The organism is Kitasatospora sp. MBT63 (assembly GCF_000710465.2).
Taxonomy (GTDB): domain Bacteria; phylum Actinomycetota; class Actinomycetes; order Streptomycetales; family Streptomycetaceae; genus Kitasatospora.
The window spans coordinates 1-23723 of sequence record NZ_JAIZ01000557.1 but is presented as its reverse complement, the minus strand read 5'-3'; the positions used below and the strand labels follow the sequence as shown (position 1 = coordinate 23723).

General features: G+C 75.2%; 23 protein-coding genes. 13 read left to right on the top strand and 10 right to left on the bottom strand.

All coding sequences use genetic code 11. The annotated features are described in order from the left end of the window. The first annotated feature begins 180 nt into the window (after positions 1-180). A complete protein-coding gene (locus tag AA75_RS29550) occupies positions 181-576 on the top strand; it encodes a GNAT family N-acetyltransferase (RefSeq protein ID WP_033823351.1) in 396 nt (131 codons plus the stop codon). 100 nt (positions 577-676) lie between these two features. Continuing rightward, positions 677-1624 (top strand): ROK family protein, encoded by a 948-nt coding sequence (locus AA75_RS29545; protein WP_233289251.1) that lies wholly within the window; start codon positions 677-679, stop codon positions 1622-1624. A gap of 71 nt (positions 1625-1695) precedes the next feature. Here AA75_RS29545 and AA75_RS29540 read toward each other — a convergent pair whose 3' ends face one another. Beyond that, positions 1696-2361, bottom strand: a complete 666-nt coding sequence (locus tag AA75_RS29540) for a GNAT family N-acetyltransferase (RefSeq protein ID WP_233289250.1) — start codon at positions 2359-2361, stop codon at positions 1696-1698. 64 nt (positions 2362-2425) lie between these two features. Next, positions 2426-4519, bottom strand: coding sequence for an MDR family MFS transporter (locus AA75_RS29535; protein WP_033823350.1), 2094 nt, complete (start codon positions 4517-4519; stop codon positions 2426-2428). Between the two features lie 145 nt (positions 4520-4664). Between AA75_RS29535 and AA75_RS29530 the strand changes: the two genes are divergently transcribed. The 5 genes from AA75_RS29530 to AA75_RS29510 all read left to right on the top strand — a co-directional run bounded on the left by AA75_RS29530 (position 4665) and on the right by AA75_RS29510 (position 8288). Next, the gene (locus tag AA75_RS29530; protein WP_033823349.1) at positions 4665-5198 is read left to right on the top strand and encodes a SigE family RNA polymerase sigma factor; all 534 of its coding nucleotides are present in this window, start codon (positions 4665-4667) and stop codon (positions 5196-5198) included. Positions 5199-5260: 62 nt separating this feature from the next. Further along, positions 5261-6499 (top strand): hypothetical protein, encoded by a 1239-nt coding sequence (locus tag AA75_RS29525; protein ID WP_033823348.1) that lies wholly within the window; start codon positions 5261-5263, stop codon positions 6497-6499. A 26-nt stretch (positions 6500-6525) separates the two neighbouring features. Next, positions 6526-6957, top strand: coding sequence for an HIT family protein (locus tag AA75_RS29520; protein ID WP_033823347.1), 432 nt, complete (start codon positions 6526-6528; stop codon positions 6955-6957). Between the two features lie 132 nt (positions 6958-7089). Next, positions 7090-7416: a hypothetical protein gene (locus AA75_RS29515; protein ID WP_033823346.1), complete on the top strand. Its 327-nt coding sequence runs from the start codon at positions 7090-7092 to the stop codon at positions 7414-7416. Positions 7417-7505: 89 nt separating this feature from the next. Beyond that, positions 7506-8288 carry an aminotransferase class IV family protein gene (locus AA75_RS29510; RefSeq protein ID WP_033823355.1) on the top strand — a complete coding sequence of 261 codons (783 nt, stop codon included), beginning with the start codon at positions 7506-7508 and terminating at the stop codon, positions 8286-8288. Between the two features lie 14 nt (positions 8289-8302). Here AA75_RS29510 and AA75_RS29505 read toward each other — a convergent pair whose 3' ends face one another. Beyond that, positions 8303-8647: a GNAT family N-acetyltransferase gene (locus AA75_RS29505; protein ID WP_033823345.1), complete on the bottom strand. Its 345-nt coding sequence runs from the start codon at positions 8645-8647 to the stop codon at positions 8303-8305. A 241-nt stretch (positions 8648-8888) separates the two neighbouring features. Then, positions 8889-9812 (bottom strand): LysR family transcriptional regulator, encoded by a 924-nt coding sequence (locus tag AA75_RS29500; protein ID WP_033823344.1) that lies wholly within the window; start codon positions 9810-9812, stop codon positions 8889-8891. A 106-nt stretch (positions 9813-9918) separates the two neighbouring features. On the opposite strand from AA75_RS29500, the gene AA75_RS29495 reads away from it, so the two are divergent. After that, entirely contained in the window at positions 9919-10614 is a 696-nt protein-coding gene (locus tag AA75_RS29495) for a type 1 glutamine amidotransferase domain-containing protein (RefSeq protein WP_033823343.1), read from the top strand. Here AA75_RS29495 and AA75_RS29490 read toward each other — a convergent pair. From AA75_RS29490 to AA75_RS29480, 3 genes are all read right to left on the bottom strand, one after another. Continuing rightward, a complete protein-coding gene (locus tag AA75_RS29490) occupies positions 10598-11164 on the bottom strand; it encodes a PadR family transcriptional regulator (protein WP_033823342.1) in 567 nt (188 codons plus the stop codon). The genes AA75_RS29495 and AA75_RS29490 overlap by 17 nt on opposite strands. 93 nt (positions 11165-11257) lie before the next feature. Beyond that, positions 11258-13279, bottom strand: a complete 2022-nt coding sequence (locus AA75_RS29485) for an NADPH-dependent 2,4-dienoyl-CoA reductase (RefSeq protein ID WP_033823341.1) — start codon at positions 13277-13279, stop codon at positions 11258-11260. Between the two features lie 82 nt (positions 13280-13361). Continuing rightward, the gene (locus AA75_RS29480) at positions 13362-14453 is read right to left on the bottom strand and encodes a GNAT family N-acetyltransferase (RefSeq protein ID WP_149038442.1); all 1092 of its coding nucleotides are present in this window, start codon (positions 14451-14453) and stop codon (positions 13362-13364) included. A gap of 331 nt (positions 14454-14784) precedes the next feature. On the opposite strand from AA75_RS29480, the gene AA75_RS29475 reads away from it, so the two are divergent. Genes AA75_RS29475 through AA75_RS29465 form a run of 3 tightly spaced genes read left to right on the top strand, consistent with a single transcriptional unit; the run spans position 14785 to position 18963 of the window. After that, positions 14785-16773 carry an FAD/NAD(P)-binding domain-containing protein gene (locus AA75_RS29475; protein ID WP_033823339.1) on the top strand — a complete coding sequence of 663 codons (1989 nt, stop codon included), beginning with the start codon at positions 14785-14787 and terminating at the stop codon, positions 16771-16773. Next, positions 16770-18254 carry a 3-carboxy-cis,cis-muconate cycloisomerase gene (gene pcaB / locus AA75_RS29470; RefSeq protein WP_051813691.1) on the top strand — a complete coding sequence of 495 codons (1485 nt, stop codon included), beginning with the start codon at positions 16770-16772 and terminating at the stop codon, positions 18252-18254. Before AA75_RS29475 ends, pcaB begins: the two co-directional genes overlap by 4 nt. Before the next feature lie 43 nt (positions 18255-18297). Further along, positions 18298-18963: a DUF4232 domain-containing protein gene (locus AA75_RS29465; protein ID WP_051813690.1), complete on the top strand. Its 666-nt coding sequence runs from the start codon at positions 18298-18300 to the stop codon at positions 18961-18963. Between the two features lie 44 nt (positions 18964-19007). Here the strand turns inward: AA75_RS29465 and AA75_RS29460 are convergent, their stop codons facing one another. After that, positions 19008-19667 carry a hypothetical protein gene (locus tag AA75_RS29460; RefSeq protein WP_051813688.1) on the bottom strand — a complete coding sequence of 220 codons (660 nt, stop codon included), beginning with the start codon at positions 19665-19667 and terminating at the stop codon, positions 19008-19010. Positions 19668-19882: 215 nt separating this feature from the next. Here AA75_RS29460 and AA75_RS29455 point away from each other — a divergent pair, with 215 nt between their 5' ends. Continuing rightward, positions 19883-20188 carry an SHOCT domain-containing protein gene (locus tag AA75_RS29455; protein ID WP_033823338.1) on the top strand — a complete coding sequence of 102 codons (306 nt, stop codon included), beginning with the start codon at positions 19883-19885 and terminating at the stop codon, positions 20186-20188. 35 nt (positions 20189-20223) lie between these two features. Here AA75_RS29455 and AA75_RS29450 read toward each other — a convergent pair whose 3' ends face one another. Together AA75_RS29450 and AA75_RS29445 are read right to left on the bottom strand one after the other, a co-directional pair. After that, positions 20224-20517 carry a hypothetical protein gene (locus AA75_RS29450; protein WP_033823337.1) on the bottom strand — a complete coding sequence of 98 codons (294 nt, stop codon included), beginning with the start codon at positions 20515-20517 and terminating at the stop codon, positions 20224-20226. Positions 20518-20609: 92 nt separating this feature from the next. Continuing rightward, on the bottom strand, positions 20610-21800 hold the full coding sequence (locus AA75_RS29445) for a M20 family metallopeptidase (protein ID WP_033823336.1): 1191 nt from the start codon (positions 21798-21800) through the stop codon (positions 20610-20612). Between the two features lie 243 nt (positions 21801-22043). Here AA75_RS29445 and AA75_RS29440 point away from each other — a divergent pair, with 243 nt between their 5' ends. Then, positions 22044-23456, top strand: coding sequence for a family 2B encapsulin nanocompartment shell protein (locus tag AA75_RS29440; RefSeq protein ID WP_033823335.1), 1413 nt, complete (start codon positions 22044-22046; stop codon positions 23454-23456). Positions 23457-23723: the final 267 nt, after the last annotated feature.

Here is a 23723-nt window from a genome sequence, read left to right as displayed (position 1 = left end):
CGTTTGCAAAGTCCCGCCGGGTCCGCGACGCCGTGCATCCCGTCTGGACGCACGCCCGGATCACCCAAGTACGACCCAGTACGAGGGTGATCCGGGCGCACGCCCAGCCGGGCGCCCAACGCCGCGGCCTGATCCGACGCGACTTTGCAAACGCGCCCTAGGCTGCCCGGCATGACTGATATGACGATCAGCTGTGCGTGGCGCGGACCGTTCACCGACGACGAGCTCAACCTGCTGCACGCCGAGGGCTTCGGCCATCCCGTGCTGGAGATCGGCTGGTCGGCGCGGCTGCACCGGCACAGCCTGGGCTGGGTCTGCGCCCGGCAGTCGGGCGACCTCGTCGGGTTCGTGAACGTGGCCTGGGACGGCGGAGTGCACGCCTTCCTGCTGGACACCGTGGTGGCCGGCGCCCGGCACCGTACCGGGGTGGGCCGGGTGCTGGTCGCGGCGGCCGTCGCGGGAGCCCGGGCGGCGGGGTGCGAGTGGCTGCACGTCGACTTCGAGGAGCGGCTGCGGCCGTTCTACGTCGAGGCCTGCGGCCTCGTCCCGACCGAGGCGGGTCTGGTCCGGCTCTGACCGCCGCGGGCCGCCGCCCGGCACCGGCCGGGGGCGCCCCGGGCGCGCCCGCGCGGTAGCCTGGCGGGCCGGTGGCCCGGGGCCGGGTCCGGTACGGAAGGTGGCGACGGTGGCGGGTGGCGAGGCGAAGCGGCTGGTGGCGGCCGTGGACGTCGGCGGGACGAAGATCGCGGCCGCGCTGGTGGACCAGGACGGCACGCTGACCGCCCGGATCCAGCGCCCGACCCCGGCGCGGGCCGCGGCCGGGGTGGTGCTGGACACCGTCCTGGGTCTGGTCGACGAGCTGGCGGCGGATCCCCGCTGGCCCGAGGTGGGCGCGGTCGGCATCGGCAGCGCCGGGCCGGTGGACGCTACCGCGGGCACCGTCAGCCCGGTCAACATCCCCGCCTGGCGGGGCTTCCCACTGACCGCCCGGGTAGCCGCGCACCGAGCGGTCGACGTGCCGGTCACCCTGATCGGTGACGGCGTCGCCATCGCCGAGGCCGAGTACTGGCAGGGCGCCGCCGCCGGTCACCGCAGCGCGCTGTGCATGGTGGTGTCGACCGGCGTCGGCGGCGGCCTGATCCTGGACGGCCGGGTGCACGCGGGGCCGACCGGCAACGCCGGGCACATCGGCCACATCAGCGTCGACCTGGACGGCGACCCCTGCCCGTGCGGCGGCGTCGGCTGCGTGGAGGGTCTGGCCAGCGGCACCGCCATCGCCCGGTACGCGCTGGCGCACGGCTGGCGGGCGCTGGGCGAGGACGCCACGGCGGCGGCGGTCGCCGAGGCAGCGAAGGGCGGGGACGAGGTGGCGCTGGCCGCCTTCGACCGGTCCGCGCGGGCGCTGGCCGCCGCGATCGCCGCGACGGCCACCCTGGTGGAGATCGAGGCGGTGGTGATCGGCGGCGGGGTGGCCCAGGCCGGCCCGGTGCTGTTCGACCCGCTCGCCCGGCACCTGGACACCTTCGCCGCGCTGCCGTTCGCCCGTGGCATCCGGGTCCACCGGGCCCGGCTGGGCACGGACGCGGGCCTGGTCGGCGCCGCGGCGGCCGCACTGCGCAGCTGACCGCCCCTCACGCCGTACCGGCCGGGCGGCCGTTCCCGACCCCGGCCCTCCCGACCCCGGCCCTCCCGGGCTCAGTCCGCGGCGGGCCCCGCGGCGGGCCGGTTGACGAAGCTCGCGAGCGGGGCGTGGGTGCGCCAGCCGAGCGTCTCGTACAGGGCGCGGCCCTCGGTGCTGCCGCCGAGCAGGCCGGTGCCGGCGCCCCGGTCGAGCGCCGCGTCGGCGAGGGCCCCCATCACCAGGCTGCCGAGGCCGCGCCGGCGGTGTCCGGCGGCGGTCTCGATCTGGTCGACCACCGAGACGCCGCCGACCGGCGCGCACTGTCCCCGGGCGGCGAGCGAGCCGTCGGCGGCGAGCACCCGGATCCGGGTGACCCCGGCCGTGGTGTCGCTGGTCAGGGTGTACCCGTCGGGGGTGCGGGGGGTGCCCCGGCGCAGCTCGGTGGCCATCAGGAAGCCGGGGGCGTCGTTGGTCCAGCCGGCACCGAGCCAGCCGGCCATCAGCTCCGGCTCGACGAACGCCTTGAGCCAGGTGCCGGGGGCGGTGACGGTGCCGGCGACCTTGCGGACGGTCACCTCGTCGGCGTCCGGCAGTACGTGGCGCACCACGTGGTCCGGCAGCCCGACGTCGACCCGCAGGCCCCACGGCTCCTCCACCGCCGACGGCGTGCCCCGCGACACCGTCCAGCCGGCCACCCAGGCACGGACCAGCTCCGGTACACCGGCGTGCTCCAGCTCCACCACGACACCCCCAGGTAATAGCCCAATCGACTGAGAGAACCTTACCTGAGGGTGGACCGGCAGCTCAGCCGGATTTCCCGTCGGCGGCCGCTCCGACCACGGCGGGCCGCTGGTGCTCCGGGATCCCCTCCAGCAGCTCCTCGACGATCAGCCGCTTGGAGATGGTGTCCACCGCGGCCCGCAGTTCGGCGCTGCGCGGCCGGCCCCGGTCCTTCTCCAGCTGCTCGTTGAGCCAGCCGGCCCAGGCGCGGTTGAGGGCGTCGGCCTCCTGCCGGCCGGACCCGGTGTGGGAGTAGAAGGTGCCGGCCCGGCTGAGGTAGCCGCCCGTCACCATCCGTTCGAAGGCCGGCTCCAGCACCTCCGGCGGGAGCTTGCGACGGGCCGCGATCAGGTTGAGGTTGGCGTGCCCGACGGTCCGGGTGAACAGCTCGACCTGCATCACCGCCCACGCCCCGGCGATGTCCAGGTGGGAGTCGGAGGTGCGCAGGATCCGCCGCGCGGTGTCCAGGTCGGTGCGGCGCAGGATGTTGCCGACGGACAGTTCCAGCAGCCGGGCGGAGTCGCCGCCGGTCGGCGAGCCGAAGCCCTCGCCCAGGTCGGTGGAGGTGGCCCGGGCCGAGTCGCGGAGCTTGACCTGCTTGAGGAAGAGCGCCACCACGAAGCCCAGCAGCGCGACCGGGACCGTCCACAGGAAGACGGTGTGCAGGGTGTCCGCGTACGCGTCGATGATCGGCGCCGCCAGCTCGGGCGGCAGCGCGTGCAGACCCTCGGGGCTCTGCGCGGCCCGGGTCAGCTCCGCCGGGTCGCCGCCGAGGGTGGCCGCGGTGGTGACGCCGTCCGCGAGGTTGGTCCGCAGGCTGTTGGTGTAGATGGTGCCGAAGACCGCGGTGCCGAACGAGCTGCCCAGGGTCCGGAAGAAGGTGACACCGGAGGTGGCGGTGCCGAGGTCCGCGTAGTCGACGGTGTTCTGCACCGCGATGGTCAGCACCTGCATGCACAGGCCGATGCCGGTGCCGAGGACGAACATGTACAGCGACTCCAGCCCGCTGCCGGTGTCCGGCCCCATCAGCGACAGCAGGTACAGGCCCGCCGCCATCACCAGCGAGCCGACGATCGGGAAGATCCGGTAGCGGCCGGTCCTGGACACCACGTTGCCGCTGAACACCGAGGCGATCAGCAGGCCGAAGACCATCGGCAGGGTCCGCACCCCGGAGACGGTGGCGGAGTCGCCGTCCACGTACTGCAGGTAGGTGGGCAGGAAGGTCATCGCGCCGAGCATCGCGAAACCGACGATGAAGCTGAGCACCGAGCAGACCGTGAAGACCGGGTTGCCGAACAGCCGCATCGGCAGCATCGGCTCGGCGGCCCGGGTCTCCGCCAGGCAGAACAGCGCCAGGGCCAGTACCCCGAGGACGAACAGTCCGATGATGGCGGCCGAGCCCCAGGCGTACTCGTTCCCGCCCCAGCTGGTCGCCAGGATCAGGGAGCTGGCGCCGACCGCCACCAGCGCGATGCCCAGGTAGTCGATCACCGGGCGGGCCACCGAACGCAGCGACGGGATGTTCCGCGCGGCGGCGATCACCACCACGATCGCGATCGGCACATTGACGTAGAACGCCCAGCGCCAGGTCAGGTGGTCCGTGAACAGGCCGCCGAGGAGCGGGCCGATCACCGTGGCGACGCCGAAGACCGCGCCGATCGCGCCCTGGTACTTGCCCCGCTCGCGCAGCGGGATGACGTCCGCGATCAGGGCCATCGCGGTGACCATCAGACCGCCCGCACCGACGCCCTGCAGCGCCCGCCAGCCGATCAGCAGCGACATGTTGGTCGCGAGGCCGCAGAAGAACGAGCCGGTGATGAAGACGATCGCGGAGACCTGGAAGACCACCTTGCGGCCGAACAGGTCCCCGAACTTGCCGACCAGCGCGGTGGTGACGGTCTCCGCCAGCAGGTAGGCGGTGACCACCCAGGACATGTGCGCCGCGCCGCCGAGGTCGGCCACGATGGTGGGCAGCGCGGTGCCGACGATGGTCTGGTCCAGGGCCGCCAGCAGCATGCCGAGCACGATGGTGCCGAAGACGATGTTGCGCTGCCGCTTGTCGAGCACGGGCGGCGCCGCCTCCGGCGCGGCCGGGGCGCTCTCGCTGGTGGTGGTCACGCTCGCATCCTCACACCGGCCCGGGCCCGACGCCCGCGCTGACGTCCGGCAAGGTGAGGGTCCGTCGGCCGGGGCCGGGGCCGGGGCCGGGGCCGGATCCGGCCCCGGCTGCCACAGAACCGGGGCCCCGGAGCGTTGAAGGGACATGGACCGCACAACGACGACGAGTTCGGCGCCGCCGGAGCAGCAGCCGGACTTCCTTGAGTTCGCTGCGGCACGGGGACGACATCTGATCCGAACCGCCTTCCTGCTCACCGGCGGGGACGGCTACCTGGCCGAGGACCTGGTCCAGGAGACGCTGGCGCGGATCTACCTCAGGTGGCGGCGGATAGCCGCGCTCGACAACCCGGCCGCCTACGCCCAGACCGCGCTGGTGAACACCTTCCTGTCGCACCGGCGGCGGCGCAGCAGCACCGAGCACGTCACCGACCGGTTCGCCGAGGTGGCGACTGCCCCCGAGGATCCGGCGCTGCGGCTGACACTGCTGCGGGCGCTGGCCGAACTGTCGGCGCCGGACCGCGCGGTGCTGGTGCTGCGCTACTGGGAGGACCGCAGCGTGGAGGAGACCGCGGCGGCCCTGCGGCTCGGCCCGACCGCGGTGCGCTCGCGCAGCAGCCGGGCGCTGGCCCGGATGCGAGCCGCGCTCGGGGACGAGCTCGGTGAGCTCGCCGGCTCCTGACCGCACCCCGGCGCCCCCGGCCCGGACCACTGACCAGCCCGACCCGTGACAGGGGATCAGCCATGACCTTCGAGGAAGATTTCAGCCATGCCCTGCGGGACGCCGCGGAGCTCTCACCCGACCCGCCGGCCGTCGCGCTGGCCCGTTCCGCGGCCCGGATCGGCCACCTGCGCAGGCAGCGCCGGCGCGCCGTCCTGGTGACGTCCTCGCTGGCCGCGGTGGTCCTGGCCGGACTGACCGTGGCCGGGGCCCACCTCCCGGGCCTGAAGACCACGCCCTCCGGCGGCCACCGGTCCGACCGGATCACCGGGCCCTTCATGGACCGGACCATCCGGGCGCTGCTGCCCACCGGGGAGGTGCAGGAGAGCCGGGCCTTCGGCCTCGGCGAGGTGCAGGCGCCCGGCGCCGGCCCGCTGGTGTCGGTCGTTTTCGACGACGGCCGGGGCTCAGCCATGGTCACCCTGACCACCGACCGGGTGGCGCTGCCGATCACCACGAAGACCAACGGCACCGAGTGCTGGGACAGTTTCTCCTCGCCGGTCGAGGCCTGCACCCGCACCCCGCGGCCGGACGGCTCGGTGCTGCTGATCCAGAAGCTCCACCCGCGGGACCAGTACGACGTACGGACCTGGATGGCGGTCTACACCGGCGCCGACGGCCACCAGATCCGGGTGGACGAGACCAACTCTCGCAACGCGGGCCTGCCGCTCACCCGGGACGCCCCGCCGCTCAACGACGAGCAGCTCGCCGCACTGGTGACCAGCAGGCTCTGGGACCCGGTGTTCGAGGAGTTCACCGGCCCGGCGACACCCCGGCCGACGGCGCCGGTCACCCGGGCACCGGCCCGGCCGCCGGCCTCGGCCGAGGTACTGGCCAAGGCGACGGCGCTGCTGCCCGCGGGGGTGACGGCCGGGGACGGCGGTACCCAGGAGAGCGAGGGCACGGCCCACTTCCCGGTCACCTCGCAGGGCCGCGAAAGCACGCTGGCGGTCACCGTCACCCCGCACTGGCGCGAGGAGGACCAGGACGACCCGAAGACGTTCTTCCGGGGGTTCGCCGACAGCGGCACCCTCAGCACCGCCGCGGACGGCACCCTGGTGATCGTCCGGGTGACCGGGGCGAGCAAGGGCAGCCCGGAGCCGGCCCTGCACTGGAGCGTGGAGGCGCTGCACCCGGACGGCACCATGGTCCAGGTCAACGAGTGGATCGGTGCGAAGGTCTGGGACGCCGTCCCCGGCACCCCGGCGCTGACCACCGATCAGCTGACCGCGCTGGTCACCGGCCCCGCCTGGCGGGGCTGACCGGCCGGCCGGGGGACAATCGCGGGGTGGAGTGCATCTTCTGCGCGGCCGTGGCCGGCACGGCGCCGGTCCACCGGGTGCTGGCGGACGAGGTGGCGGTGGCCTTCCTGGACCACCGCCCGCTCTTCCCCGGTCATGTGCTGGTGGTGCCCCGGGACCACGTCGAGACGCTGTCCGACCTGCCCCCGGCGCTGGTCGGCCCGTTCTTCGCCCGGGTCCAGCGGGTCGCCGGGGCCGTGGAGGCGGGGATGGCGGCGGCGGGCAGCTTCGTCGCCGCCAACAACCGGATCAGCCAGTCCGTGCCGCACCTCCACTTCCACGTGGTGCCCCGCAACCCCAAGGACGGGCTGCGGGGCTTCTTCTGGCCCCGCACCCGCTACCGGGACGAGGCGCACGCGGCCGGAACGGCCGCCCAGGTGAGGGCGGCGATGCCGTCGGACCCGTTGCCGCCGGGATGATTTGACGGATCATCAGGTCAATTCCCGACGCGCGCCCCATAACTCCCGTTCCGGCTGTGGATCTACCGGTCGGCACGATATGTTTCGAGCCGTTGCCCACCGAATCCTCACACCGGCATTGGAGTCTTCGCCATGGCCGTTCCCAGGTCGCTCACCGCCCTCGTCGGCGCAGCCACGCTCTCGATCGCCCTGGCCGGCTGCGCGGACCCCCCGGTCGGCACCATCACGGCGAGCGACGGCACGACGGTCGTGAAGCTCAGCGGTCCGTTCAACAGCAACTGCCAGGGCTTCGCCGGGCAGGGCGTCACCTCGGTGATCAACCGGACCCTGGTCGACATCGTGCTGCACCACGGCCCGGACTGCACCGACCCCAAGGACGCCGCCACCTTCTACCTGGCCACCGACACCTCGATCGAGGACAGCTCGGACCGCTGGCTCAGCTTCTCGGTCGTCAACTGACCGGCCCGGCGGCCACCGCGACCGCCGGAGCAGGGCCGACGACCGTGGCCGGCGCCCCGGGCCGGGCCGCGGCTGGCACACTGGCCCGCATGATCGAGCTGAACGGCGGGCCCGCCCGGGCGACGGACCTCGCGGCGCTGGCCCTGACCGGCTACGGCCACTTCACCACGCTACGGCTGGCGGACGGACGGATCCGCGGCCTGGACCTGCACCTCGCCCGGCTGGTCCGGGACTGCCGGGTGGTGTTCGGCGCGGAGCTCGACCCCGCTCGGGTCCGGGACCGGCTGCGCGCCGTGGCGGCCCGCGCCGAGGAGCCCGTCACCGTCCGGGTCACCGTGTTCGACCCCGGGCTCGCCCTGGAGCGGCCGGGCGCCGACGCCACTCCCCACCTGCTGGTCACCACCCGGCCCGCGGCGGCGGCCGCAGCGGCGCCGCTGCGGGTCCGCACCGTCGAACACCGACGGGAGCTGCCCGAGGTCAAGCACACCGGACTGTTCGGCCTGCTGCACCAGCGGCGGCTGGCCCAGCTCGCCGGTTTCGACGACGCCCTGCTGACCGGGCCGGACGCGGCCGTCTCCGAGGGCACCACCTGGAACGTCGGCTTCCACGACGGCCGGGACCTGGTCTGGCCGGACGCCGACTGCCTGCCCGGTGTCACCGCGGCGCTGCTCGCCGGGGCGTACGACGGTCCGCAGCGGCGGGAGCGGGTGTCCGCGGCCGGACTGGGCCGGTTCACCGCGGCGTTCGCCGTCAACGCGGGCTTCGGGGTCCGCCCGATCGCCGCCGTCGACGGCCACCGGTTCGACCCGGCCCACCCGGTGCTCGACCGGCTGCGCGCGGCCTACCTGGCCGTCCCCGCCGACCGCCCGTAGCGGCCGGACGGCGGTCACAGGCCGAAGCGGGCCCGCCGGTCGGCCGGGACCAGGTCGGTGAAGTCCGGGTGGCGGCCGATCCACTTCCGTACGTAGGGGCAGTAGGGCAGCACCGCCAGCCCCCGCCGGCGGGCGTCGTCGAGGGCGGCCCGGACCAGCCGGCCGGCCAGGCCCCGGCCCTCGAAGACGGGGTCGACCTCGGTGTGGATGAGGGCCAGCTCCCCCTCGGACAGGTGGTACTCGGCGAAGCCGACCGGCTCCCCCGTACCCGCCGCGGCTCCGGGACCGATCCGGATCTCGTAGCGGGACGCCCGCGGATCGTCCGTGACCCGCTCCTGCTCCTGCGGGGTGTCGTCCATACCGGCTCCCGTCCTGCCGCTGGGGCTGTCCCGGCTTGCGGAGCCGGGCGCCGTCGTCGAGGTCCGGGCAGGATAGGCCGCGCGCGGGACCGGGTTCGGTCGACCCGCAGGGCGGCGGGCTGCTGCGCGAACGGGACCACCCGGTCGGCCGCCCACGCCGGGGCGGGCCGAGGACCAGCGAGTGGCGGGCGGTGCCGCCGGTGGCGGCGAGCAGGCCGTCCGCGACCGTGACCGGCGCCGCTCACCAGCCGGCGGCCGCGGCCAGCAGGTGTTCCCGGACCCGGGCGACCTGCGGGGAGCCGCCACCGCCGGCCCGCTGCGCGAGGTACAGGGTGTTGATGGGCGGGTCGGCCGGCTCCAGCAGCGCGAGCAGGTCACCCGACGCCAGCTCGCCCCGGCACAGGTACCGCGGCAGCACCGCGATCCCGGCCCCCGCCACCGCGGCGGCCAGCAGCCCGCGCAGGTCCGGCAGCACCACGCCGGCCCGCCCGGCCAGCCGTACGCCGAACACGTGCCGCCAGTAGCGGCGGGCTATCGGGTGGTCCTCGGCGTAGCTGAGCAGCGGCACGCCGGCCAGCGCGGCCGGGCCCTCGGCGGCCACCGCGCCGGGGCCGATCCGCCGGGCCCACTCGACGCCCGCGACCAGCACGAACTCCTCGTCGCCCAGCGGCACCGCGGCCACCTCCCGGCCGCGCGGGCGGACGGCCGAGAGCACCAGGTCGTACCGGCCGCCGCGCAGCCCCTCGAGCAGGTCGTCGGCGAGGCCGGTGGTGGCCCGCAGCCGCAGCCCGCCGGCCACCAGCGGCGCCAGCGCGGGCAGCGCCCGCACCGACAGGAACTCGGCCGGGCCCGCCAGGTGGACCGGCTCCCCCGCGCCACCCGGGCCCGGGGCGACCCGCTCGGCCACCTCGGCCAGCGCGTCCAGCGGCCCCGCCACGGCGGCGGCCAGCTCCGCCGCGACGGCGGTCGCGGCCACCCCGCGCGGCAGCCGCTCGAACAGCTGCCGGCCGAGCCGCTGCTCCAGCGCCCGGACCTGCGTGGTGACGGTCGGCTGGGACAGCCCGAGCACCCGGGCCGCCGCCGTGAACGAGCCCGCGCGGTGCACCGCGAGGAAGGTCCGCAGCAGGTCCAGGTCGAGCCCGGTATGTGAAAGCGAATGGGTCACATGGCCGAGCCTATTGGTCCCCGATGGCTCCGGCGGCCTACCGTCGGACCCGTCACCGGCCGAGGGCACGGCCCCGGCCGCAACCAGGACGTCCAGGGAGACCACCATGTCCAAGATCCTCTTCGTGCTGACCGGCGCCTCGCAGTGGACCCTCGCCGACGGCACCGGGCACCCGACCGGCTACTGGGCGGAGGAGTTCGCCACGCCGTTCCACGCCCTCACCGCGGCCGGGCACCGGGTCACCGTGGCCACCCCGGGCGGGGTGGTGCCGCCGGTGGACCGGGCCAGCCTCGCCGAGGGCGTGGCCGGCGACCGGGCCGCGGCCGAGGCACTGGCGGCGGAGCTCGCCGAGCTGCCCGAGCTGCTGAACCCGGTGAAGATCTCCGAGGTCGACCTCGCCGACTACGACGCGGTGTACTACCCGGGCGGGCACGGCCCGATGGAGGACCTCGCCGTCGACGCCGACTCCGGCCGGCTGCTCACCGCCGCGCTCGCCTCCGGCAAGCCGCTCGGCGTGGTCTGCCACGGACCGGCCGCCCTGCTCGCCGCCGAACTCCCGGACGGCACCTCACCGTTCGCCGGCTACCGGCTGACCGGCTTCAGCAACGCGGAGGAGACCGCGGCCGGGTTCGCCGACCGGGCGGTGTGGCTGCTGGAGGACCGGCTGACCGCGCTCGGCGCCGACTACCGGGCGGGTGAGCCGTGGGCGCCGTACCTGGTCACCGACCGCAACCTGGTCACCGGCCAGAACCCGGCCTCCTCCGGGCCGGTGGCCGAGGAGCTGGTCAAGCGCCTGGCCTAGGGTCCGGCTCCGGGCCCCCGTCGGCCGCGACCACGGCCGCGGCCTCGGTCAGCCACTGCACCCAGAACGACTCCAGGCTGATCCCCGCCTGCAGCACCAGGTGCTGCAGGCGGTTCTCCCGGTCGGCCCGATCGGCCGGGAAGTCCCGCTGCTCGATCTGCCGGTACTCCTCCAACTGCGCCCGGTGCAGGCCGAGATGGCGGCGCAGCTCGACGTCGAGACCGGCCGCGCCGACCACCGCGGCGGCCCGCAGCCGCAGCAGCAGGGCGTCCCGGACCGGCTTGGGGTCGTGCTCCTCGGCCACCCAGGCGGCCAGTTCGGCCCGGCCCGCCGGCAGCACCTCGTACTCCTTGCGGCGGCCGCGGGCCGGGGCCTCGTGCGGCAGCTCCCTGATCTGCCCGGTCTCCTCGAGCCGGCCGAGCTCCCGGTAGATCTGCTGGTGGGTGGCGGACCAGAAGTAGCCGATCGACCGGTCGAAGCGGCGCGTCAGCTCCAGCCCCGAGGACGGCTTCTCCAGCAGGGCGGTGAGGATTGCGTGCGGCAGCGACATGGGACGGGCGGGACCTCTCCGGGCTGACGGCGCAGCGGCTGCCCGGCGGGCGGCCGCTGCGTGGCAGCTGAATCCTACGAGCCCGGCCGCCGGTCAGAGGGTCGCCGCGAGCCGGGTGCCCTGGTCGATGGCCCGCTTGGCGTCCAGTTCGGCGGCGAGGTCCGCGCCGCCGATCAGGTGCGGCGCGTGGCCGAGCGCGCACAGCTGCTCGTACAGGTCGCGGCGCGGCTCCTGGCCGGTGCAGAGCACCACGGTGTCGACGGCGAGCAGGCGCGGGGCGCCGTCGACGGTCAGGTGCAGGCCCTGGTCGTCGATCCGCTCGTAGGTCACGCCCGCCACCATCTCCACGCCGCGGTGCCGCAGTTCGGTGCGGTGGATCCAGCCGGTGGTCTTGCCGAGGCCCGCGCCGACCTTGGTGGTGGAGCGCTGCAGCAGGTGGACGGTGCGGGCGGCCGGGTGGCGGACCGGGGTGCGCAGCGCGCCGCCGGTGCGGTACTCGGTGTCGACGCCCCACTGTTCGAAGAAGACCGCCGGGTCCTGCGCGGCGCCCTTGCCCGGGTCGGTGAGGTACTCGGCGACGTCGAAACCGATGCCGCCGGCCCCGACCACGGCGACCCGCGCCCCGACCTCGGCGCGCCCGCCCAGCACGTCCAGGTAGCTGACCACGCTGGGGTGGCCGACGCCGGGGATGTCCGGGGTGCGCGGGGTGACGCCGGTGGCCAGCACCAGCTCGTCGTACCCCTCGGCGGCGAGCTCCTCGGCGGTGGCGGTGGTGGACAGTCGCAGGTCGACGCCGTGCAGCTCCAGCTGCCGCCGGTAGTAGCGCAGCGTCTCGTCGAACTCCTCCTTGCCGGGCACCTGCCGGGCGAGGTTGAGCTGGCCGCCGATCCGGTCGGCGCTGTCGTACAGGGTGACGGCGTGGCCGCGCCCGGCGGCCGAGACGGCGAGGGCGAGGCCGGCGGGTCCGGCACCGACCACGCCGATCCGCTTGCGGCGGCGGGTCGGCGAGAGCACCAGCTCGGTCTCGTGGCAGGCCCGGGGGTTGACCAGGCAGGAGGTGATCCGGCCGCTGAAGGTGTGGTCCAGGCAGGCCTGGTTGCAGCCGATGCAGGTGTTGATGGTGTCGGCCTGCGCGGCGCCCGCCTTGGCGACGAACTCCGGGTCGGCCAGCAGCGGGCGGGCCAGCGAGACCAGGTCGGCGTGGCCGTCGGCGAGCAGTTGCTCGGCCAGCTCGGGGGTGTTGATGCGGTTGCTGGTGACCAGCGGCACGGAGACCGCGCCCATCAGCTTCCGGGTCACCCAGCTCCAGGCGCCGCGCGGCACCGAGGTGGCGATGGTGGGGATCCTGGCCTCGTGCCAGCCGATGCCGGTGTTGATGATGGTGGCGCCGGCCGCCTCGACGGCCCGGGCCAGCTCGACGACCTCGGCCAGGGTGGAGCCGCCGGGGACCAGGTCGAGCATGGAGAGCCGGTAGATCAGGATGAACTCGGGTCCGACCCGCTCGCGCACCCGCCGGACGATCTCCACCGGGAAGCGCATCCGGTGCTCGAACGGGCCGCCCCAGCGGTCCTCGCGCAGGTTGGTGCAGGCGGCCGTGAACTCGTTGATCAGGTAGCCCTCGGAGCCCATGATCTCGACGCCGTCGTAGCCGGCCCGCTGGGCGAGCGCAGCCGCGTCGGCGAAGTCCTCGATGGTCCGCTCGACCTCCTCGCCGGTCAGCGCGCGCGGCGGGAACGGGCTGATCGGCGCCTGCAGCGCGCTCGGCGCGACCAGGTCGGGGTGGTAGGCGTAGCGGCCGAAGTGCAGCAGCTGCAGGGCGATCCTCCCGCCCTCGCGGTGCACCGCCGCGGTGATCACCCGGTGCTCGTCGGCCTCGGCCGCGGTGGTCAGCTTGGCGCCGCCGGACCACGGGCGGCCCGCCTCGTTGGGGGCGATGCCGCCGGTGACGATCAGGCCGACGCCGCCGCGGGCGCGCTCGGCGTAGAAGGCGGCCATCCGCTCGAAGCCGCCCTCCGCCTCCTCCAGGCCGACGTGCATCGAGCCCATCACCACCCGGTTGGGCAGGGTGGTGAAGCCCAGGTCGAGCGGGCTGAGCAGCTGGGGGTACGCGGTCATCCGACGCCTCCTGGTCCGTGGTCGCCGCCTCACGGTAGGACGCGCCGAAGCTATATGCAACTAGTTGCACAACCGGTCTGCGTCACACCGCGGCCGCCCGCCGCTCCTTCAGCCGGTGCTTCAGCCCCAGCAGCGCACCCGCACCGCCGCGCGGCACCAGCCAGGACTCGTCGAAGCGGTCCACCGCGCCGAACCGGTATTTGTACCGCTCGGTCCCGCGCAGGAAGTCGAAGGTGGCCAGCCCCTGCTCCGCGCAGCTGCGCACCGCCGCCGCGATCACCGCCGTCCCCAGCCTCAGCGGGGCCAGCTCCGGCTCCCAGCCGATCTGGTAGTACGCGAAACCGGTGCCCCACCGGAAGCCGTACAGCGCCCCCACCACCCGCTCGCCCCGCTCGGCCAGCAGGAAGGCCGGCCCGTCCTGCGGCGAACCCGCCGCGGCCGACCGCTCCAGCACCCGGGCGTGCAGCTCGCGGCGCCGCCCGTCGAAGGTGGTGGCCTTGCCCATCGCCTCGCGGCGCTGCCCGTGCAGCCGCAGCACGGTGTCCAGCAGCTCGGGCCCGGCCTGCCCGGGCGGCACCCAGCGGAACGCCACCCCGGCCGCGGCCAGCTTGCGCCCGTACCGGCGCAGGTCGGCCCGGAACTGCCGGGAGCCGATCGCGTCGAAGCCGCCGCTCAGGTCCGTGCGCGGACACGCGGCGCGGGCCACCCGCCGGGCGCCGGGCGGCAGCAGAACGCCCTGGTCCGGGTCCAGGTCGGGCAGCCAGAGCGAGCCGCGGCCGGCCCGGGCGGACAGGAACTCCCGCACCTCGGAACGCCGTTCGGGGCGGGCGGGGAATCCGCAGTGGTCGGCCGCGCCCGGACCCGAGCCGAGCACCGTGAACACCGGCGCCGACAGCGGCAGCCGCGGATGCAGCCGCTCCCGGGTGCGCAGCAGCGGCACCACCGCCTCGACCCGCCCGCCGTCCCCCCGCCAGAGCGCCAGCTCCGCCGCGCCCGCGGGCAGCCCCGCCCCCAGCGTCTCCCACCAGGACAGCACCCACTCGGGCGTCATGAACCAGGACCCGGCCGGATCGGCCGCCACCAGCTCCCGCCAGCCGTCCACCGCCTCCGCCGGCAGCCCCGCCACCGTGCGGTGGATCTCCGGACCGCGCACCCCCGCCGCCTGCCCCTGCACCGCCACCATCGTCCGCGACCCCCACCCCTGACCCCGGCCCGGCCGCCGGCCGGCGGGTCCGGGCCCGAGTGAATTGTGCCGAACGGTGAAGGGGTCCGGCCGGGTTTCACCCGAACCCGCCCGGTCCGCACCGGGACATCCCGGTGACGCTCCGTCAGGGAGCGGCGACGGTACGGCGAATCCACCGGGCCACCTCCATCTGAGTTTGCCTCAAGTCTCGACGGGACCGGCTCAGTTGATCCACCGTGGTGCTCGCAACCGGACCGCCCCGCTCCTGACCGGGAGACTGCGGCGGACCACCAGGCACGGCCCGAAGGATGGAGACCACCCCATGACCACTCCGGCGGACCTCACCGTCTGCATCGTCGGCGCCGGACCGCGCGGCCTGTCCGTGCTGGAACGGCTCTGCGCCCACGAGCGCGAGTCCCCCGCCTTCGCCGCGGTCACCGTGCACCTGGTCGACCCGGCCGCCCCCGGCGCCGGCCGGGTCTGGCGCACCGACCAGTCCCCGCACCTGCTGATGAACACCGTGGCCTCGCAGATCACCGTCTACACCGACGACAGCGTCCGCATCGACGGCCCGGTCGAACCCGGACCCAGCCTGTACGAGTGGGCCCGGGAGCTGGCGCACCCCGGCCGCCCCACCGGCCAGGACGAGGCCGCCCTCGCCGAGGCCCGCACCCTCGGACCCGACTGCTACCCGACCCGCGCCTTCTACGGCCGCTACCTGGCCGACGCCTTCCGCCGGATCACCGCACAGGCACCGGCCCACCTGGACGTCCGGGTCCACCGCACCCGGGCCGTCGCCCTCACCGACACCACCGGCCGGCCCGGCGGCCCGCAGCGCCTCACCCTGGCCGACGGCCGGCAGCTGGACGGACTGGACGCCGTGGTGCTCTCCCAGGGCCACCTGCCCGCCCGGCCGACCCCCGCCGAGCAGCGGACCACCGCCCTCGCCCGGGCGCACGGCCTGCGCCACCTGCTCCCCGCCAACCCCGCCGACGTCGACCTCGACCACATCGCGCCCGGCGAGCCCGTCCTGCTGCGCGGACTCGGCCTGAACTTCTTCGACTACCTGGCGCTGTTCACCCTCGGCCGCGGCGGCACCTTCGAACGGTCCGGCGACCACCTGGCCTACCGCCCCTCCGGCCGCGAGCCGCGCCTGTACGCCAGCTCCCGGCGGGGCGTGCCGTACCACGCGCGCGGCGAGAACCAGAAGGGCGCCCACGGCCGCCACCTGCCCCGCCTGCTCACCCCCCGGTACCTCGCCGCCCTGCGCCGGCGCGCCGAGGACGGCGACCCGGCCGGGTTCAGAGCCGAGCTGTGGCCGCTGGTCTCCGCCGAGGTGCAGAGCGTCTACTACCGCACCCTGCTGGAGTCGCACGGCCGCCCCGCCGCCGGCGCCGACCTCGCCGAACGCTACCTCGCCGCCGACGCCGGCGAACGGGAACAGCTGCTGGCCCGGCTGCTGGACGCCCACGGCATCGCCGCCGCCGACCGGTGGAGCTGGGAGCGGCTCGCCGACCCGTACCCCGCGCGGGGCTTCGCCGACCGGGCGGAGTTCCGCCGCTGGCTGCTCGACCACCTGGACCGGGACGTCCGCGCGGCCCGGGCCGGGAACGTCACCGGCCCGCTCAAGGCCGCCCTGGACGTCCTGCGCGACCTGCGCAACGAACTGCGGCTCGCGGTCGACCACGGCGGACTGACCGGCGACTCCCACCGCGACGAACTGGACCGCTGGTACACCCCGTTGAACGCCTTCCTGTCGATCGGACCGCCGCTCGGGCGGATCGAGCAGATGGGCGCCCTGATCCGGTGCGGTCTACTCGAACTCACCGGACCCGGCACCGAGATCACCCTCGACCCGGACCGGCCCGCCTTCTCCGCCCGCTCCCACCGGGTACCCGGCCCCCCGGTCCACGCCACCGTCCTGATCGAGGCCCGGCTGCCCGAACCCGACCTGCGGCGCACCGCCGATCCCCTGCTGCGCCACCTGCTCGACACCGGGCAGTGCGCCCCGTACCGGATCGGCCGCCACCTCAGCGGCGGGCTGGCCGTCACCCCGCGACCGAACCGGCTGCTGGACGCCCACGGCCGGCCCCACCCGCGCCGGTTCGCCTACGGGGTGCCCACCGAAGGCGTCCACTGGGTGACCGCGGCCGGGATCCGCCCCGGCGTCGACTCCGTCACGCTGGGGGACTCCGAGGCGATAGCCCGCGCGGTGCTGACCCCGAGCCACGCCCTAGGGTTGACGGCTGACGCACCGACAGGAGAGACCGCGGCTCCCGTCGGCACCGACCGGATCGGAGTGATCGCATGACCGAGAACCTCGACGGCCTGACCGACGCGGGCCTGCTCTCCCCGGTCCGCGCCGGCACCGCCGTCGAGGCGGCCACCGGCGACCGGGCCTGGCTGCAGGCCATGCTGGACGCCGAGGCCGCCCTCGCCCGCGCCCAGGCCCGGCTCGGCACCCTGCCCGAGGACGCCGCCGAGGCCGTCACCGCCGCCGCCCGCGCCGACCGGCTCGACCTGCGCGCCCTGGCGCTGGCCGCCCGGGAGACCGCCAACCCCGTGGTCGGCCTGGTCCAGGCGCTCACCCGGGCGGTCGCGGAGACCGACCCGGCCGCCGCCGAGTACGTCCACCGCGGCTCCACCAGCCAGGACGTCTTCGACACCGGCGCGATGCTGGTCGCCGCCCGGGCCCTGCGGATCATCCGCACCGACCTCGACCGCACCGCCCGCGCCCTCGCCGCACTGGCCGCCGGCCACCGCGACACCGCGATGGCCGGCCGCACCCTCGCCCTGCACGCCGTCCCCACCACCTTCGGCCTCAAGGCGGCCGGCTGGCGGCAGCTCGTCCTGGACGCCGACCGCCGCCTCGCCGACCTGCTGGACCACGGCCTGCCGGTCGCCCTCGGCGGCGCCGCCGGCACCCTCGCCGGATACCTGGAGTACGCCCGGATCGACGGCGACCGGCCCGACCGGGACCCCGGCGAGTACCTCGACCTGCTCCTCGACGCGTACGCCGAGGAGACCGGCCTCGCCCGGCCGGTACTGCCATGGCACGCACTGCGCACCCCGATGGCCGACCTCGCCGCCGCCCTCGCGCTCACCACCGGCGCCCTCGGGAAGATCGCGGTGGACGTCCAGGTGCTGGCCCGCACCGAGGTCCGGGAGGTGGCCGAACCGGCGGTGGCCGGCCGGGGCAGCTCCTCGGCGATGCCGCACAAGCGCAACCCGGTGCTCTCCACCCTGATCCGCAGCGCCGCGCTCCAGGTCCCGGTGCTGGCGGCCGGCCTGACCCAGTGCCTGCTCGCCGAGGACGAACGCTCCGCGGGCGTCTGGCACGCCGAGTGGCAACTGCTGCGCGAGTGCCTGCGGCTGGCCGGGGGCGCCGCCGCCACCGCCGCCGAACTGGCCGAGGGGCTGGACGTACGGCCCGAAAGGATGGCCGAGAACCTGCAGCTGACCGGCAGCCAGGTGGTCTCCGAGCGGATCGCCGCGGTCCTCGCCCCGCACCTCGGCAAGGCACCGGCGAAGGACCTGCTCACCCGGGCCTCCGCCACGGCCGAGCGGACCGGCCGGCCACTGCCCGGGGTACTGGCCGAACTCCCGGAACTGGCCGAGCGGTTCACCCCCGCCGAACTGGCCGGCCTGTGCGACCCGGCCGCCTACTGCGGCGCCGCCGGCGCCCTGGTTGACCGGGCGCTGCGCACCGGCCCGCCGGCCGGCGGCGGCCCCGCGACCGTTACCGGACCGGGACACCCGGGCCGAACCGGGGACCGCACCCCTCGCGTGTGACTGCACGTGGGCCCCACCGGCCCGGACACCCTCAGGAGGACCCATGAACCGCCGTACGTCCAAGGCTGCCGTCGCACTGCTCGCGGTCACGGTGCTCGGCCTGGCCGCCACCGGCTGCTCGGGCGCGACGAAGCCGACGGCGTCCACGGCGACCGGCGCGGCGCAGCCCGCCGCCACCACCGCCACCCAGGCGGCCGGCGGCGGCACCACCTCCGGCACCGCCCCCACCCGGGGGGCGACGGCCGCCGCCACCCCGGCCGCCGCCGACCGCTGCCACACCGGCGAGGTCAAGGCCGACATCCAGCTGCAGGGCGACCGTCCCGGCTCGGCGATGCTGATGCTGGTCAACAAGTCCACCCGCACCTGCACCGTGTTCGGCTACCCGGGCGTGGGCGGGCTGCTCGCCGACAACAGCAAGGTCGCGCTGACCGCCAACCGGGTGGCACACCCCGGTGCGCCGGTCGCGGTCACCCTGAAGCCCGGCACCACCGCCTTCGCCGGTCTGGACTGGGCGCCGTGCAGCAAGTCCGACGTGGACTGCAAGGTTCTGGCGGGCCTCGAGCTGACCCCGCCGGACGAGACCACGCAGGTCATCGCCGCCGTGCTCGGCACCGACGGCAAGCCGGTCAACGCACTGACCGTCTCCAAGGCGGGCGTGCGCGTCGGGTCGCTGCAGCCGGCCTCGCAGGGCGTGGTGTTCACCGGCTGACCCCGCCCACGCTCCCACGGTCCACCGGCCGGCACCGGCGGCGGTCACGTCTCGCTTCCGCCGGGCCGCCCCGGTGTCCGGCCCGACCAGAGCGGCTCGACCCGCTCCCAGGCCGGCTCCCAGGCGGCCACGGCCCGCCGGTCCAGTACCCGGTACCGCAGCGCGCAGCCCAGCGCGGCCACGGTGGCCACCGCCGACGTCGTGAGCACCCCGGTCACCGCGGCGCTGAGCACGATGTCGGTCCCCGACCGGGGCGCGGGCACCGCACGGCCGTCGTCGCCGACCCAGACCGGCACCGTGCTGCCGGCCGGTGTCCCCGGCGTCACCGACACCCAGCCGGTGACCTGCCCCGTCGGACCGGACACCCAGGTGGCCTCGACCGGCACCCCCGCGGCGGCGTCGGCGGGCGACCCGCCGCTGTCGGCCGGCACGGCCGCCTCCTGGGTGGTCGCGGTGGTCCGGTGCCGGTGCTGGGCCTCCACCGCCGCCTCGTGCAGCCCTCCGCGCCAGGCCAGCGCCGCCAACGCCAGACCGGCCGCGAGCGAGAGGACCAGGCCGAGCAGGAACAGGGCCAGCAGGCGGCTGCGGGAACGGTCGGCGGTACGGCACAGCGGGTTGGCGTCCCGGCCCGCCGCACGGCACAGGTGGCCCCGCAGGGTGGTGTGGGCGATCGGGCTGCCGGGCCCGGACGGTCTGCGCGCCATGGTGCTCCTCCTCGGCGGGGAGTTGCCGGGGTGCGGCGCCACGGGCCGCGGCCCGCGCGGGCACCCCCTCCAGTCTCGCTCTCCCGGCGCCCGAGGTCACCGCCGGACGGGAAGACCCGGCCCGACCTGGGCGGACCCGGCAGCCCGGTCCGCCGGCCGGCCGCGGGGCGCACCATGGAGAGGAGGCCCGGCACCGTCGTCCCAGGAGGTGCGTCATGGTCCACCGGTGGCACCACGGGTATCCGAGCGGGTGGGGGTACGGCCTGGCCGCCCTGCTGCTGCTCGGCGTCGTGGTGATGATCGCCCTGCTGGCCGTCCTGGTGTACCACCAGTTCGCCGCCCGCCGCCCGGCACCGGTCCGCGGACCGGCCGTCCCGCCGCCCGCCCCACCCGGGCCACCGGCTGCCGTCCCGGCGCCCGCGGCCGAACAGCTGCTGGCCGAACGGTACGCGCGCGGCGAGATCGACGACGAGGAGTACCGCCGACGCCTGGACGTGCTGAGACAGCACCGCCGGGAGTGACCCGCCGGGCCCGGTGGTGCGCCGCTCGGGCGGCGCTAGCCTGCCGTGGCCTCGGCCAGCGGCAGTTCGGCGCCGTCCAGCTCCAGCACGCAGGCGATGGCGTCCCGGTCCCCGGCGGGGTGCTCGATCCGCAGCGCGAAGGGCCGGGCGGGCGAGCCGGGCAGCTCGCCCGCCAGCAGCTGCACGGCGTGGCCGTGGCGGCGGTCCCGGCGGTAGCCGACCTCCTTGCCGTCCACCAGCAGCTCGTACTCGATCCGCCGGCCGGCGCGGACGTTGACGGTGACCGAGTGGCCGACGTGGTCGAGGTGGAACCGGCGGTGACGGCTCATGGCGGCGCTCCGGGGAGGTCGGTCGTCGGGACCACTCCATGCTGCGCCCGCCCGGCACCGGCCGCCGCCCCGCGGCGGGCAGTGCCCGGCGGTCAGCGGCGCAGCGCCAGCGCCGCCAGCAGGGCAGCGCCGTCGGCGAGCACCTCCTCGTCGAAGGCCGCCTCGGGCGAGTGGTTGTAGGGGGCGGTGTCCGGGGTGCGGCCGGGCAGGGTGGCCCCGAGGAAGAAGTACGCGCCGGGCACCCGGTTCAGCACGAACGAGAAGTCCTCGGAGCCGGCCAGCGGCTGCGGCAGGTCGGTGTAGCGCTCGGCGCCGAGCAGCTCACGGGCGGTGTCCGCGACGAACGCGGCCTCGGCGGCGTGGTTGGCGGTCACCGGGTAGTCGTGCCGGTACTCCACCTCCACCGTGAGGCCGTGCGCCTCGGCGATCCCCCGGACCACCCGGGGCAGCACCTCGGCGGCCCGGGCGGCGGCCTGCGCGGAGAAGCTCCGTACGGTCGCCGTGAAGGCCGCCTCGTCGGGGATCACGTTGTGGGCGTCCCCGGCGTGGAAGGCGCCGACCGTGACCACCACCGGGTCGAACGCCGAGAAGGTCCGGGTGACGGCGGTCTGCAGGGCGGTCACCATCTCGCAGGCCGCCGGGATCGGGTCGAGCGCCGCGTGCGGGGAGGAACCGTGCCCGCCGCGGCCGCGGACGACCACGTGCAGCCGGTCCGCCGCCGCCATGATCGGGCCGGGCCGGGTGGCCACCACCCCGCTCGGCAGCAGCGCCGAGGAGACGTGCAGGGCGTACCCGGCGGCGACCGGGCGGTCCGCCCCGGCCGCCGTCAGCACCCCCTCCTCGACCATGATCTCGGCGCCGCCGTCGCCCTCCTCGCCCGGCTGGAACATCAGCACCACGTCGCCGGCCAGCTGCTCGCGCCGCTCGGCCAGCAGCCGGGCCGCGCCGACCAGGATCGCGGTGTGCAGGTCGTGCCCGCAGGCGTGCATCCGCCCGGGCAGCGCGGAGGCCGGGTGCCCGGCCGGGGCCCGTTCGTGCACCGGCAGGGCGTCCATGTCACCGCGCAGCAGCACGGTCGGGCCGCCGCCCGCGCCGCGCAGCACCGCCGTCACCGAGTCCAGCCCGGCGCCCGTGGTCACCTCCAGCGGCAGGCCGTCCAGCGCGGCGAGCACCCGGCGTTGGGTGGCGGGCAGGCGCAGGCCGATCTCGGGCTCGGCGTGCAGCTCCCGGCGCAGCGCGACCAGCTCGGGCTGCAGACTGCGGGCGGCTTCCAGCAGGTCCATCCTCGGACTCCTCGTTCACGGCTTAGCGGTACCGGTGGTCGAACGCCTGCCCAACCTCTCCGACATTCACTCGTTCGGGTAGCAGTGACTCCTCCGGACGGCTCAGCGGCTCGTGAAGATCTAGTGTTCCGCTCGGGTGGATCGGTTCTCCATACCCGCCATTTTGCCTTTGCCGAAGCTGATTTGACGCTCCGCCAGGACAACCGGGCGGCGCGCCGGACCCACACGAAGGAGCTCCTGCCGATGCCCGTGGACGCAAGCCCGGAGACACAGCAGGCACAGCAGGCGCAGTCCAGTCTCGCGACAGCGGCTGCCCGCAATCTCGCCACCACGACCAAGTCCGCCCCGCAGATGCAGGAGATCACCTCCCGCTGGCTGCTGAAGATGCTCCCCTGGGTGCAGACCTCGGGCGGCGCGTACCGGGTCAACCGGCGGCTCACCTACACGGTCGGCGACGGCCGGATCGAGTTCGTCAAGTCCGGGCCGGAGGTCCGGGTCATCCCGCGCGAGCTCGGCGAGCTGGCGCTGCTGCGCGGCTTCGACGACGACGCCGTGCTGATCGCACTCGCCGACCGCTGCGTCCAGCGGGACTTCGGCCCCGGTGAGGTGCTGGCCGAGCGCGGCACCCCGGCCGACCAGATCCACCTGATCGCCCACGGCAAGATCAACAAGGTCGGCACCGGCAAGTACGGCGACACCACCGTCCTGGAGACCCTGGGCGACGGCGACCGCTTCGGCGAGCAGAGCCTGCTCGACCCGGACGCCGCCTGGGAGTACACCGCCACCACGCTGACCTCCGGCACCGTGCTCTCGCTCTCCCGGCGCGAGTTCGAGGCGGTCCTGGCCGGCTCCGAGGCGCTGCAGACCCACCTGGCGGAGTTCCGCTCCCTCCCGATGCAGCGGCAGAACGAGCGCGGCGAGGCCGAGATCGCCCTGTCGGCCGGCCACACCGGCGAGTTCCAGCTCCCCGGCGCCTTCGTGGACTACGAGCTCAAGCCGCGCGAGTACGAGCTGAGCATCGCGCAGACGGTGCTGCGGGTGCACACCCGGGTCGCCGACCTCTACAACCAGCCGATGAACCAGACCGAGCAGCAGTTGAAGCTCACCATCGAGGCGCTGCGCGAGCGCCAGGAGCACGAGCTGATCAACAACCGCGAGTTCGGCCTGCTCAACAACGCCGACTTCACCCAGCGGATCCAGACCCACTCCGGCCCGCCCACCCCGGACGACCTGGACGAGCTGCTGAGCCGCCGCCGCGACTCCGAGTTCTTCCTGGCCCACCCCCGCACCATCGCCGCCATCGGCCGCGAGCTCAACTCCCGCGGCCTCTACCCCGACCACGTCGACCTGGGCGGACAGAAGGTGCCGGCCTGGCGCGGGGTGCCGATCCTGCCCTGCAACAAGATCCCGATCACCAAGGAGCACACCAGCTCGATCCTGGTGCTGCGCACCGGCGAGGACAACCAGGGCGTGATCGGCCTGCACCAGACCGGTATCCCGGACGAGTACCAGCCCAGCCTGTCGGTCCGCTTCATGGGCATCGACGAGAAGGCGATCATCTCCTACCTGGTCACCGCCTACTACTCCGCGGCGGTCCTGGTGCCGGACGCGCTCGGCGTCCTCGAGAACGTCGAGATCGCGCACGGCCGTAACTGATCGACATCAACACAGGTTGACACGGCGTCAGGCGGCTCGGGCCCGAGCCGCCTGACGCCGGTTGCGCCCTGTACTGGGCACTGTGTTGTGCCCTGACGAACCGTTGCAGGAGAGGGGATGGCGTGCGAGCACCAGTCGGCCCGGCCGCCGCCGGGCACCGGTCCTACCCCGCGCGGGAGTTATCCCCGCGCAGTCCGTCCGCGTCCGGGCCCGCGGGCGGCGCCCGGCCAGCCGGGCGCGCCGCCCCGGCCTCCCCGGGCCACCGCT